This is a genomic window from Veillonella sp. S13054-11, assembly GCF_002959795.1.
Taxonomy (GTDB): Bacteria; Bacillota; Negativicutes; order Veillonellales; family Veillonellaceae; genus Veillonella; species Veillonella parvula_E.
The window spans coordinates 1-12302 of the sequence record NZ_PPCY01000005.1 but is presented as its reverse complement, the minus strand read 5'-3'; the positions used below and the strand labels follow the sequence as shown (position 1 = coordinate 12302).

10 protein-coding genes, 3 tRNA genes, 1 rRNA gene and 1 pseudogene are annotated in these 12302 nt (G+C 40.4%); all 15 read left to right on the top strand.

The genetic code is table 11. The annotated features are described in order from the left end of the window. Positions 1-94: 94 nt before the first annotated feature. Positions 95-1642: a DEAD/DEAH box helicase gene (locus VPHSUH08_RS05425; protein ID WP_004695322.1), complete on the top strand. Its 1548-nt coding sequence runs from the start codon at positions 95-97 to the stop codon at positions 1640-1642. 171 nt (positions 1643-1813) lie between these two features. Then, positions 1814-2233, top strand: coding sequence for a Fur family transcriptional regulator (locus tag VPHSUH08_RS05420; RefSeq protein ID WP_004695325.1), 420 nt, complete (start codon positions 1814-1816; stop codon positions 2231-2233). Positions 2234-2426: 193 nt separating this feature from the next. Beyond that, a complete protein-coding gene (locus VPHSUH08_RS05415; protein WP_004695326.1) occupies positions 2427-3263 on the top strand; it encodes a deoxyribonuclease IV in 837 nt (278 codons plus the stop codon). A gap of 265 nt (positions 3264-3528) precedes the next feature. After that, positions 3529-4761, top strand: a complete 1233-nt coding sequence (locus VPHSUH08_RS05410) for an exonuclease SbcCD subunit D (protein WP_004695328.1) — start codon at positions 3529-3531, stop codon at positions 4759-4761. Then, positions 4762-5355 (top strand): annotated as a pseudogene (locus tag VPHSUH08_RS09655) (AAA family ATPase); the annotation flags it as partial. Between the two features lie 1593 nt (positions 5356-6948). After that, positions 6949-7845 (top strand): SbcC/MukB-like Walker B domain-containing protein, encoded by an 897-nt coding sequence (locus VPHSUH08_RS09650; protein ID WP_369907514.1) that lies wholly within the window; start codon positions 6949-6951, stop codon positions 7843-7845. Between the two features lie 92 nt (positions 7846-7937). Continuing rightward, positions 7938-8312: a VOC family protein gene (locus VPHSUH08_RS05400; RefSeq protein WP_105086971.1), complete on the top strand. Its 375-nt coding sequence runs from the start codon at positions 7938-7940 to the stop codon at positions 8310-8312. Then, positions 8312-9019: a ThiF family adenylyltransferase gene (locus tag VPHSUH08_RS05395; protein WP_004695334.1), complete on the top strand. Its 708-nt coding sequence runs from the start codon at positions 8312-8314 to the stop codon at positions 9017-9019. Before VPHSUH08_RS05400 ends, VPHSUH08_RS05395 begins: the two co-directional genes overlap by 1 nt. Further along, positions 9016-9450 (top strand): peptidylprolyl isomerase, encoded by a 435-nt coding sequence (locus VPHSUH08_RS05390; RefSeq protein ID WP_004695336.1) that lies wholly within the window; start codon positions 9016-9018, stop codon positions 9448-9450. The genes VPHSUH08_RS05395 and VPHSUH08_RS05390 overlap by 4 nt, the downstream gene beginning before the upstream one ends. Before the next feature lie 4 nt (positions 9451-9454). Further along, entirely contained in the window at positions 9455-10084 is a 630-nt protein-coding gene (locus tag VPHSUH08_RS05385; RefSeq protein WP_004695338.1) for a hypothetical protein, read from the top strand. 83 nt (positions 10085-10167) lie between these two features. Beyond that, positions 10168-11007: a polyamine aminopropyltransferase gene (speE, locus tag VPHSUH08_RS05380; protein ID WP_004695340.1), complete on the top strand. Its 840-nt coding sequence runs from the start codon at positions 10168-10170 to the stop codon at positions 11005-11007. A 218-nt stretch (positions 11008-11225) separates the two neighbouring features. Then, positions 11226-11301, top strand: a tRNA-His gene (locus VPHSUH08_RS05375). A 24-nt stretch (positions 11302-11325) separates the two neighbouring features. Continuing rightward, positions 11326-11400 (top strand) — tRNA-Gln (locus VPHSUH08_RS05370). A gap of 4 nt (positions 11401-11404) precedes the next feature. Beyond that, positions 11405-11480: transfer RNA gene (locus tag VPHSUH08_RS05365), tRNA-Lys, on the top strand. Between the two features lie 332 nt (positions 11481-11812). After that, positions 11813-12302 (top strand): 16S ribosomal RNA (locus tag VPHSUH08_RS05360); the annotation flags it as partial.

Below are 12302 nucleotides of genomic sequence, written 5' to 3'. Positions count from 1 at the left end.
AGATTCAGAATTACTTTTATAGCGCTCGCCCTCGAAATATGATATACTATTTAAATGCGCATAGTTCGTGCGCGATAGGAGGAAACACATTTAGATGTTAGAAAAATTTGAACAATTAATGATTAGCGAACCTGTTCTAAGAGCGTTAAACGATATGGGCTTTGAAGAGCCTACGCCAATTCAACAGGAAGCTATCCCAGTTGCCATGAGCGGTAAGGACATGATCGGTCAAGCTCAAACAGGTACTGGTAAGACAGCAGCATTTGGCTTGCCTGTATTGGAACGCGTAGACGGGAATGAGCGTCACGTTCAAGTAGTTATTTTATCCCCTACACGAGAATTAGCTATTCAAGTAGCTGAAGAGCTTAACAAAATGGCTCAGTACACGAATATCACAGCACTACCAATCTACGGTGGTCAAGATATTAATCGTCAGTTCCGTGCCTTGAAAAAGAACCCTCAAATCATCGTTGCCACTCCTGGCCGATTGATGGATCATATGGATCGTGGTTCTATTAAATTTGACCATGTGAAAGTTGTGGTATTGGACGAAGCCGACGAAATGTTAAATATGGGCTTTGTTGATGATATCAATAAAATCTTGGGTGCTATCCCAGAAGACCATCAAACATTGTTGTTCTCTGCTACGATGCCTAAAGCTATCCAACAATTAGCTGAAACATATTTGACAGAGCCAACATTGATCCGCATGAAACCGACTCAAGTTACGATGGACTTGATCGAACAATACTATATCGAAGTGCAAGACCGTCAAAAATTCGATGTTCTTTGTCGTTTGTTTGATATCCAAACACCTGAACTTGCTATTATTTTCACGCGTACGAAACGTCGTGTTGATGAAGTGACAGAAGGTCTTAAGAAACGTGGTTACATGGCGGAAGGCATCCATGGCGACTTGTCTCAACAAAAACGGGACAGCGTAATTCGCCAATTCCGCGAAGGTACCATTGATATTCTCGTGGCTACAGATGTGGCAGCTCGTGGTCTTGATATTTCTGGCGTGTCTCACGTATATAATTATGATATGCCTCAAGATCCTGAAAGCTACACACACCGCGTAGGTCGTACAGGTCGTGCCGGTAAAGCAGGTCAAGCTTTCACGTTCGTTATCCCTCGTGAAATGGAGCATTTACATGCTATCGAACGTTTAACAAAACGTAAAATTGCACGTCGTCGTGCACCTTCATTAGGTGAAGTTCTTGAAGGTCAACAACGTTTGGCAATTGAAAGCCTCGTTGAAATGACAGATAATTTAGAAGCATTGGCGCCTTTCAAATCTAGTGCTGAGGAATTGTTGAATGATACAGATTCCGTAACACTTTTGGCGGCAGCTCTTAAATTGTTAACAAAAGAACCAGATACTACTCCTGTAAATATTACAGAAGAAAAACCATTGCGCGTACGCCGTCGTCGTGAAAGTGGTCGTAGTGATCGTCGCCGTCGTGATGGTAATCGTCGTCGAGATGACCGCCCACGTCGCAGTCGCGATGATCGTAGAAGTGATCGTCGCAATGACCGTAAAGGTGACCGTCGCAGAGATGATCGTAAATCTGATCGTCCGCGTGGAGAGAAAAAAACTCGCCATCAAAGTGAAGGTTTTAAGCCTTACTTTAAAGACTAATAGGATGTGGATTGCTTCTGGGCAATCCACATTTTTTATTACTTAATAGTTAATACTATTTATCTTGATAAGTGTTGATAATTTTGATATAATAAATAATAATTATTTCTTGTAAACGGTCGATAATGGCCTATGCCTTATAGATTTCCAAGTGGAGAAAGGTAGATTATTATGGATATCGCACAAATTTTGCGTAGTCAGGGGTTTAAAGTAACCCCACAACGTATTGCGATTTATGATGCTTTGCGTGGTCATCATGATCATCCAACAGCAGAGATGTTGTATCATACGTTGCGCCCAGAACATCCAAGCATGAGCTTGGCTACAGTGTATAAGACGATGGAGATTTTTGAAAAAATCGGTCTTGTTAAAATTCTAGAAGTTGGTGATGAGCGCGCTCATTACGATTGGGACACACAAGCTCATTCCCATATCCGTTGCATTCGTTGTAATAAGGTAGAGGACATGATGGGCATTGATTTGAAAGCTATCAAAACGATTGCTGATCAAGGTAGTGAATATCAAATCACAGGTCAACATATTACCTTCGAAGGTGTTTGCCCTGAGTGTGCAAAAAAAGAAAGTCATTAATAGATAACCCCTGTTGTTGAAGGGCTCCTTCACGGCAGGGGTTATATTAGTTATCATATATCTTTATCTATTAGTGTTATAGAATAGCTATAGTAACAAAAATAGCTATAAGCATAATACAATAGATATTAGAGTTAGGCGTTTTATAATTATAAAATTGTAGAAATCGTATAGTCATATATAGAGGAGTATTATGTTTGTAATAGGCAGTCACTTATCAATTAGCAAAGGTTATTTACATATGGGCAAGGAAGCGACTAAAATTGGGGGCAATACGTTCCAATACTTTACGCGCAACCCTCGCGGTGGTAGCATGCGAGCTCTCGATGTTGAGGATATGAATAACCTTAGTATATATATGAAAGAACACAACTTTGGTACCTTGTTGGCCCATGCACCGTATACTTATAACCCATGTGCCGCCAAAGAGGATTTACGCGCTTTTGCGAAGCAATCTATGATGGAAGATTTAGAGCGTATGGAATATTTGCCAGGTCAAATGTATAACTTTCACCCTGGTAGCCATGTGAAGCAAGGCGTAGATCAAGGTATTGAGTACATTGTAGAGTGCTTGAATGAAATCTTATTCCCAGGTATGAAGACAACAGTCCTCTTGGAAGTAATGGCTGGTAAGGGTACAGAAATTGGCTCTCGTTTTGAAGAAATTGCACGCATCATCGATGGCGTAAAACTAAAAGAGTACATGGGTGTGTGTGTTGATACTTGCCATATTCACGAAGGGGGTTATGATATCGTACATAATCTCGATGGCGTTATTGACGAGTTCGATCGAATTGTAGGTCTTGATCGTTTGAAAGCCATTCATTTGAATGACTCTAAAAATCCTATGGGTGCTCATAAAGATCGTCATGAAAAAATTGGGGAAGGACATATTGGTATCGATGCTATTGCTCGCGTTGTAACACATCCTAAATTGACGAACTTGCCATTCTATTTGGAAACACCAAATGAATTGGACGGTTACGCAAAGGAAATTGCTATGCTACGTTCTATCGTAGAGAATAAATAATTAAAATACAGAAGTTAATTTAGTTATATAATAAATATGTAGAATACCTGATGCTATACTAGTTATTGCAAATACACAAAGTTATTAAAACTATTAAAGCTGTTAAAGCTATTAAAGCTATATAAAGCTATATAAAGCTATATAAAGCTATATAAAGTTATATAAAGTTATTGAATTTCCATAAACTTATGGGACTAAGAGCTCGTTTTGGCATTTGAATACATACATTGTGTAAGGTATAGGGAGAACTGGAAAGGGGGACAAAATGCGTTTTTTACATACTGCCGATTGGCATTTAGGGCGTATTTTTTATGGCCAGTACTTAACAGAGGACCAAGCTCATGTATTGGAACATCAGTTTTTTAATATTTTGAAAGATGAAAACATCGATGGCATATTGCTCGCAGGGGATATTTTTGATAGAGCGGTGCCACCCATTGAAGCTATCGAATTGTGGGACTCCATCATCACTCGTCTCGCTATGGACTACAAGGTACCTTTCTTTGTGGTGAGTGGTAATCACGATGGGGCGGAACGTCTTGAAGTGGGACGCTCTATGTTGAGTCAATCGGGTATCCATATTTGGGGCTCTCCTCATCACGCGTTGATGCCTTTTGAATTTGAAGGGACAGATGGCAAGGTGGCAATTTGTCCTATGCCTTTTAGTGAACCCCGGCGCATAGGAGAGGCTTTATTTGCTGATGTAGAGGCTACTAATGCAGAATCTACCGATACTGAAATTGCTGACATAGTAACACAGTGTTATGAGCAAAATTGCGAAAGCGCTTTGAATCTTCACAATTATGACCAAATGTATCAGGCTTGGAGCGACCACTTGTATAAACAAGTACCTAAGGGGATGCGCAGTATCGCTATTAGCCATGCCTTTGTTATGGGCGGTGAAGTAGGGGGTTCAGAGCGTACCTTGTCTGTAGGTGGCAGCGAACAGGTAAATCCTCAAGTCTTTAAAGACTTTCACTATACTGCCTTGGGACATTTACATGGGCCTCAACGAATGGGTGCAGATTATATTCGCTATAGTGGCTCTCCATTAAAATATTCCTTTGATGAACATATGCAGAAGAAGTCTTTCACCATCATTGATATGGATACAAAGGGGAACGTAGATATTAGTACGATTCCTGTAGAGGCGAAGCGAGATGTAGTTATTTTGGAAGGATATTTTGAAGACCTGTTAAATGATAAAGCATTACAGGCTAAACATAGGGATGATTATGTGCAAGCCCGTTTACTTGATACGATGCCGATTATGGATGGAATGGCTAAACTGCGCCAGGTATATCATCGTTGTATGACCATTGATCTAGTTGGTCGCGTGGCAGGGCCTGTAGCAGATATGGGTGAGGCAATTTTCAAAGAATTAAATGAACGTGATCTATTTAATCAGTTTGCAGAAACTGTGTGGAAGGAACCTTTAACAGAGAAAGAACAGCAATATATCAACTCTGTATGGGACCGAATTCTTAAGGAGGACTAAATGAAGCCTATATCATTAACTATAGAAGCCTTTGGTCCGTATCGTGATTCGGTCACTTTAGATTTTAATGAGCTTCAAGACCATTCCATGTTTCTCATTGCTGGTCCTACGGGGGCAGGGAAAACATCAATCTTAGATGCCATAGTGTATGCCTTGTATGGTGAGCCGAGTGGAGAAGTACGCAAAACAGATGCTATTCGCAGTGACTTTGCAGAACCTCATCGTATGACTCGTGTCGATTTCTCCTTTGCTATTGGCAATGCACAATATCGTGTTGAACGATTACCGAAACAGATGGTAGCAAAGAAACGTGGTACAGGGATGCGTGAGCAGAATGCTAGCGCTACTGTATATGAGAAGAAAGATGGTGAGTGGAAGGTCATTGCTACCTCTGCTGTCGCCATTCGCGATACTATTCAGCAAATTATAGGATTTCGTAAGGATCAGTTCTTACAAGTTGTGCTATTACCTCAAGGGGAATTCCGAAAGTTGCTAGTGGCCTCTACGAGTGAACGTGAGGAATTACTACATACACTTTTTAGAACGGAGCTATATCGAAAATTACAAGAAGCACTGAAGGCTGCTTATGATGAAGCAAAGGCAGGTATTGAAGAAAATCTAACTAAGCAAACTGCATTTATGCAGTCCATCCCTCATGATGGAGCGACTCCAATGGTAACCATTGAGCATGTGCGTGAGTTACTAGCAAATCGGGGCCCACATCGAGATGCTCTCGCGGTAGAACGAGATGAGGCAGTAACCGTGGTAGAACAGTTTAATGTGCTCCGAAATCAATGGTCTTTATATAATCAGGCTCAACAATCTCTTGCTGAGGCTACTTCGAAACTTGACATGGTGAAAGCAAGGAAAACTGAGCGTGTAAATCTAAGCGAAAAGGTTCAGTTCCTTAACTCTTTGGCACCAACTCATGAATTATATAAACAATATATTGAGAAACAAGCTGTATTAAAAACTTTAGAACAAGCCCTTTCAGATACGAAAGAACATGTAGAACTAGCAACTCAACATGAGGCTAAATGTTTAGACGTATACAGTGACTTAGAAGGTCAAGCTGAAAGTATACAAGCTAAAAGAACTACTTTGGCTCAATTTCAACAACAAGCAGAGAAGTTTAATGAATTAGATGTATTGAAAAAGGAATTGTCCACATTACAGAGTAATTTAGAAGAATTAGATAGTAAAAAAAGCGAGGATGCCTTAGCTAAACAACGGAAGCTTGTGAAAACTTTAGAAAACGACTTAGAACGTTTGCGTAAACAGTTACGAGATAATAACAAATTCTTAGAGGATGCTAATGTTATTCAAGGGCAACTAAATGATTTACATAGATATTCTGAATTGCTAGAAGAAATTAATAAGGTACAAAAAGAAATCGACGATAAAGGTCAAACGTTAGCGTCTTTAGATGAAACCTTGCAGGTTGCAAAGGTACATCTTGAACGATTAGAGCATCTAATGCAAGAAGGGCGTGCCTTTGAGCTAGTTCATTTAGTTGTAGATAATGAGCCTTGTCCGGTTTGTGGCTCTACAGATCATCCACGGTTAGCTGCTAAGCCGGAGATGTATCCGACTAAGGATGAAATTGAAGAGGCTCGCAAAACCCGTGACGTGGCACTGCAAAAGCAAGCTAGCGAAGTGGGACAACAGAAAACATTAGATGCTCGTCTTAAGGAGTTAGCTAAGTTAGAAGTAGAACAATGTTCCAAACTTAAGTCATCTATGGATGGTTTTTCTAAGAAAAACTTTACATCTGTTCAACAAGATTTGTTGACTAAAATGGAGCGACTTACAGCTTTACATGGTGAGTCTGAATTGTTGAGTAAGACTATAGCTGACAATGAACATAAGTTAAAAGTAGCTAGAGATAAGTTAGCAACTTTAGAACTTGCCCATAATGAATTACTTAAAAATCTACACGACCTAGAAATTCGTATTAGCTCAGTACAAGCTAACATTGATGCTCTATCTAAAACTTTACCAATCACGGATATAGATGCATGGCAAAAACAGGTAGAGTCATTGGATAGTGATATTACACTCTACGATGAGCAGGTGAAAGTTAGCAAAACTAATTTAGATACTGCTCGAGAACAATTGAATGCCAAACGCGGACGCTTAGAAACTTTGTCCTCTCAAGTAAAAGAAGAAACAAAAAATCTTATTTTGATGTATAAGAACTATACAAAGTCATTACAATCCATTTCTTTAACAGAGAATGATTTTGTAGAGGCTTTACGTGATATTAAAGAGATAGAGACCTATAGAATACAGCTGCATGCTTTGGATGAAGCCTTTAATAAAGCACAAGCTGTATATGATGCGGCGTTAAAGGTAGCAGAAACTGTGGTTAAACCAAGTGATACTGTTTCTGATGAAATCTATGCTACAGCAGTAGAGCATCGAGATATATTAGTAGGTAATCTTGCGGCATGGGATAAAGAAACAAAGCATATCGAAACTACGCTCACCTCATTAGAAGCACTCGAAGCTGCTATGGGCGAGGCTCGTGAAAAGGTGAAGTTCTTAAGCCGATTAAATGATCTCGCTAATGGTGGGGAGCAAGGCTTTAAAAATGTTACTTTTGAACGCTATGTACTGGGGGCGATTTTAGATGAGGTTGTATATGCTGCTAATTTACGACTTCAGAAGATGAGTCGCAACAGATATTCCTTGGAGAGATCCGACTATACAGGTGGTGGTCGTGGCAAGCAAGGCCTCGATTTGGCGGTTATGGATGCTTTTACAGGCCAATCTAGACCAGCAAATACCTTATCTGGTGGTGAAACATTCTTGGCCTCTATGGCGCTTGCCTTGGGATTAGCGGATGTTATCCAAAGCTATGCTGGTGGCATCCATATGGATACGATGTTTATTGATGAAGGTTTTGGTACACTCGATCCAGATACATTGGAACTCGCCATGGAAACATTGTTACAGTTGCAAGCGTCAGGACGTCTCATCGGCATCATTTCTCATGTACCTGAGTTAAAGTCTCGTATACCTGCTCATTTAGAAGTGACTCGAGGTGACGACGGTAGTACGGCAAAATTTGTTATTAACTAGATATCATAAACTAGATATAGATTTGCCAAATGTGTTACTATAAAAAGAGGAGAATTCCTACAAAAACATCCTGTATTTACGAAGGGGGTTCTATGAAGTTTTCGTTTGCTCATAATAATATAAATGTTAAAGACCTTGATAAAAGTCTAGCATTCTATAAAGAGGCGTTATTGCTCGAGGAGTCTCGTCGTTTGGAAGACCCAAGCGATGCTTTTACCCTCGTGTATTTAAAAAGTCCTTATACAGCACATGAATTAGAACTTACATGGTTGCGTGACTGGGATCGTCCTTATAATTTGGGGGATAATGAATTCCACTTGGCATTCTATGTAGATGACTATGAAGCGGCTCTTAAAAAGCATAAAGAAATGGGCGTTGTTGCTTATGAGAATGCTGATATGGGTATTTATTTCATAGCAGATCCAGATGGATATTGGACAGAAATCATTCCGGCGGGGAAATATTAATGGAATATATGTTAACCCGTTTAGAGTGGTTGGTTGGTCCCAATAAAATCCAAACATTAAGAGACACGTCTATCGCGCTCTTTGGTGTAGGTGGCGTAGGTGGTGGTGCCCTTGAGGCATTGGTGCGAGCTGGTGTAGGTCGCATCGTCATTATCGATGGAGATTCCATAGCGCCTAGCAATTTGAACCGTCAAATGATTACGACTCATAATACGATTGGGGAACGTAAGGTAGAGGTAGCAAAGGCGCGAGCTCTTTCTATCAATCCTGATGTGGTGATAGAAACTCATGATATTATGTATACTGAGGAAAACTATCCTGGATTTATTCAAAGCTTGAACGTTGATTATGTTATTGACGCCATCGATATGGTAACGGCAAAACTTAATATCATTGAGGTTTGTCAACGTGAAAGCATCCCTGTTATTTCTTGTATGGGCGGAGGTAATCGCTTTTACCCAGAAAAACTTATGATTGCAGATATCAATAAGTCTCATACATGTCCTTTGGCACGCGTTATGCGTCGGGAACTCAAAAAACGGGGTATAAAAAAACAATTAGTTTTATTTTCTACTGAAAAACCGACAAAACCACAGTTCCGTGGTGATGCCACAAGTCCTGGGACATGTAGTTTTGTGCCACCGGTGGCAGGTTTTATATTAGCAGCACATGTGTTGCGTACAATTTTGGAGGTACCTGAACAATGAAAAAAGCGAAAATCCATATGGCTGACGGCGGCGATATCGTAATTGAATTATTTGAAAAAGAAGCGCCTGGCACAGTACAAAACTTTATCGACTTGATTAACAAAGGCTTCTACAATGGCCTTCGTTTTCACCGTGTAATTCCTGGTTTCGTAGCACAAGGTGGTTGTCCTAATGGCAACGGTACAGGTGGTCCTGGCTATACAATTAAAGATGAATTAGTTGGCAATCCGCATAAACATGAGCGCGGTGCTTTATCTATGGCTCACCGTGGCCCTAATACTGGTGGTAGTCAGTTCTTTATTGTATATGAGCCACAACCTCATTTAGATGGTGTACATACTGTATTTGGTAAAGTCATTGAAGGTATGGATGTAGTTGATGGTATCCAACAAGGTGCTATTATGGAAACTGTAGAAGTAATCGAAGGTTAATCTCATGAATGAAGTATCTATTAAACATCCAGAATGGCTATATATCGATGTAAATGGTAAAACATCATATGGGTATGACCAAGAGTGGTTCACTGATGAGTGGCAACGCTTGTCTGGTTGTGGGCCTACATCGGCATCACAAGTATTGGGCTATTCGCTATTTAGGGATGGCTTATTAGATCTAGAAACCACATCCGACCAAACGCTTGCTTTAGAACGGATGAACTTAGTTTGGAAATATGTAAAGCCACGTTTTGGTGGTGGTGTTTATAAAACTCAATGGATGGAACGTGGTCTTACTCGCTTACTCGAGGATAAAAGCCTATCTTATGATGTACATATGTTGAATGTATCTCCGTTCTGTGCATCACGCGTAGAGGTGGAGGCTGCAGCTCAGTTTATACATGATGCATTGGCACAGGATGTGCCTGTAGCATTTTTAAATCGTCATAAAGGAAAAGAGAAGGCTCTCTATACCTGGCATTGGGTTCCGATTCACAAGATGTTTATGGACGGCGATGATATCCGCTGTGGCATCTTTGATGAAGGTGAAATTCGTGATTTCTCTTTGGCGAATTGGATGAAAGACACTATTTTAGGTGGTGGATTCTGTTACATTAGTCGCAAAGAGTAAGTAACAGGGTAATTAAAGTAATATATATACGCATCGCAGTGATTTGCGATGCGTATTGTAGTATAAATAGTAGGAGGTACTACATGAGTCAATGGATTACTGAGGAACAAACACCTCACTTACGTCTAAGCGCTGAAGCGGAAGAAGTGCTTTACTCTGGGGAATCTGAGTTTCAAAAAATTGAAGTTTTTAAATCAAAAGAGTATGGTATGATGCTCGCTTTAGATGGCGTTTTTCAAACATCTGAGCGTGAAGAGTTTATCTATCATGAAATGATGAGCCATATCCCTTTGTTCTTACATCCTAATCCTGAGCGCGTTTTGATTATCGGTGGTGGTGATGGTGGCGTAGCTAGAGAATGTGTACGTCATGATTGTGTAAAAGAAGTAACAATGGTTGAAATCGATGGTAAGGTTGTAGAGTTGGCAAAACAATATCTACCAACTATTGCTAAAGCTATGATTGAAAACCACCCTAAATTAACTGTAAAAATTGGTGATGGTATTGGTTTCATGGCTGAGGCAGAAGATTATTATGATGTTATTATTGTAGACTGTTCTGATCCAATCGGTCCTGGTGAAGGCTTATTTACAGAAGAATTCTATAAGAATACATTAAAAGCTTTGAAAGCTGATGGCTTGTTTGTACAACAAACAGAATCTCCGATGTTACATCAACCATTAGTGGAAAAAGTTTTTGGTTACGTTAATAGCCATTTCCCAATTGCTCGCTTATATACAGCTTTCATTCCAATCTATCCTGCAGGGATGCATTGTTTCACCTTGGGGTCCAAAACATTTGATCCTCTAACATGGACTCCAAACCGAGAACAAAACTTCGAAACTAAGTACTATAATGCAGACATTCAAAAAGCTGCTTTTGCATTGCCAAATTTTGTAAAAAATTATTTGCCAACTAAGTAAATAATATGTATAATGGGGGAGCACCATTTGTGAAATGAAAGTTTCCGATAGTGCTTCCTTATTTATATGAGGATTAAAGGGCTTATATTAGAGATAACACAATCAAAAGTTTCGGTTGTAAAAATTAATGAAATTGAGAAAAAGGTGTTGACACAAATCTCTAGAAAAGATATAATTCTCTTTGTTACGAAGACAATGTCTTCGATACCTACAAGGTGGTGGGTATGGTGAAGCGGTTAACACGGCGGATTGTGGCTCCGTTACGCGTGGGTTCGATCCCCACTACTCACCCCATAACCTACACATCGTAATCACTGTAGGGGTGTCGCCAAGTGGTAAGGCAACGGACTTTGACTCCGTTATGCGCTGGTTCGATCCCAGCCACCCCTGCCAACATGACTCACTAGCTCAGTTGGCAGAGCACCTGACTTTTAATCAGGGTGTCCCGCGTTCGAGTCGCGGGTGAGTCACCAAATTAAAACTCACAAACTTCGGTTTGTGAGTTTTCTATCTCTATTTTTAGAGATTTTGGTTATGATTGTGAGTATAAATTTAATCAAAAATCGGTTGAAAAAATCTTTGGAAAAGAGGTTGACGATTTAAGGTTAGATTGATATACTATACAAGTCGTTAGGGCGCAGAACTAACGTAACAGATCTTTGAAAACTGAACAATGATAGGTAATCAATCATATGATTGAACATATGCCAGAGTGCGGGTTTTGACACAGTCAAAACCAACCATAATTCAAAGTTACTTCAATGTAACGACAACAAATAATGAGCTATTCAAATAGCTTCAAGATATCTTGGAGAGTTTGATCCTGGCTCAGGACGAACGCTGGCGGCGTGCTTAACACATGCAAGTCGAACGAAGAGCGATGGAAGCTTGCTTCTATCAATCTTAGTGGCGAACGGGTGAGTAACGCGTAATCAACCTGCCCTTCAGAGGGGGACAACAGTTGGAAACGACTGCTAATACCGCATACGATCTAACCTCGGCATCGAGGATAGATGAAAGGTGGCCTCTACATGTAAGCTATCACTGAAGGAGGGGATTGCGTCTGATTAGCTAGTTGGAGGGGTAACGGCCCACCAAGGCGATGATCAGTAGCCGGTCTGAGAGGATGAACGGCCACATTGGGACTGAGACACGGCCCAGACTCCTACGGGAGGCAGCAGTGGGGAATCTTCCGCAATGGACGAAAGTCTGACGGAGCAACGCCGCGTGAGTGATGACGGCCTTCGGGTTGTAAAGCTCTGTTAATCGGGACGAAAGGCCTTCTTGCGAATAGT

What these genes read in the sequence shown, in the direction of transcription:
- VPHSUH08_RS05425 (WP_004695322.1), top strand. Translation starts at nt 95, where the DNA reads ATGTTAGAAAAATTTGAACAATTAATGATTAGCGAACCTGTTCTAAGA.
- speE (WP_004695340.1), top strand. Translation starts at nt 10,168, where the DNA reads ATGAGTCAATGGATTACTGAGGAACAAACACCTCACTTACGTCTAAGC.
- VPHSUH08_RS09650 (WP_369907514.1), top strand. Translation starts at nt 6,949, where the DNA reads ATGTATAAGAACTATACAAAGTCATTACAATCCATTTCTTTAACAGAG.
- VPHSUH08_RS05415 (WP_004695326.1), top strand. Translation starts at nt 2,427, where the DNA reads ATGTTTGTAATAGGCAGTCACTTATCAATTAGCAAAGGTTATTTACAT.
- VPHSUH08_RS05410 (WP_004695328.1), top strand. Translation starts at nt 3,529, where the DNA reads ATGCGTTTTTTACATACTGCCGATTGGCATTTAGGGCGTATTTTTTAT.
- VPHSUH08_RS05390 (WP_004695336.1), top strand. Translation starts at nt 9,016, where the DNA reads ATGAAAAAAGCGAAAATCCATATGGCTGACGGCGGCGATATCGTAATT.
- VPHSUH08_RS05420 (WP_004695325.1), top strand. Translation starts at nt 1,814, where the DNA reads ATGGATATCGCACAAATTTTGCGTAGTCAGGGGTTTAAAGTAACCCCA.
- VPHSUH08_RS05395 (WP_004695334.1), top strand. Translation starts at nt 8,312, where the DNA reads ATGGAATATATGTTAACCCGTTTAGAGTGGTTGGTTGGTCCCAATAAA.
- VPHSUH08_RS05385 (WP_004695338.1), top strand. Translation starts at nt 9,455, where the DNA reads ATGAATGAAGTATCTATTAAACATCCAGAATGGCTATATATCGATGTA.
- VPHSUH08_RS05400 (WP_105086971.1), top strand. Translation starts at nt 7,938, where the DNA reads ATGAAGTTTTCGTTTGCTCATAATAATATAAATGTTAAAGACCTTGAT.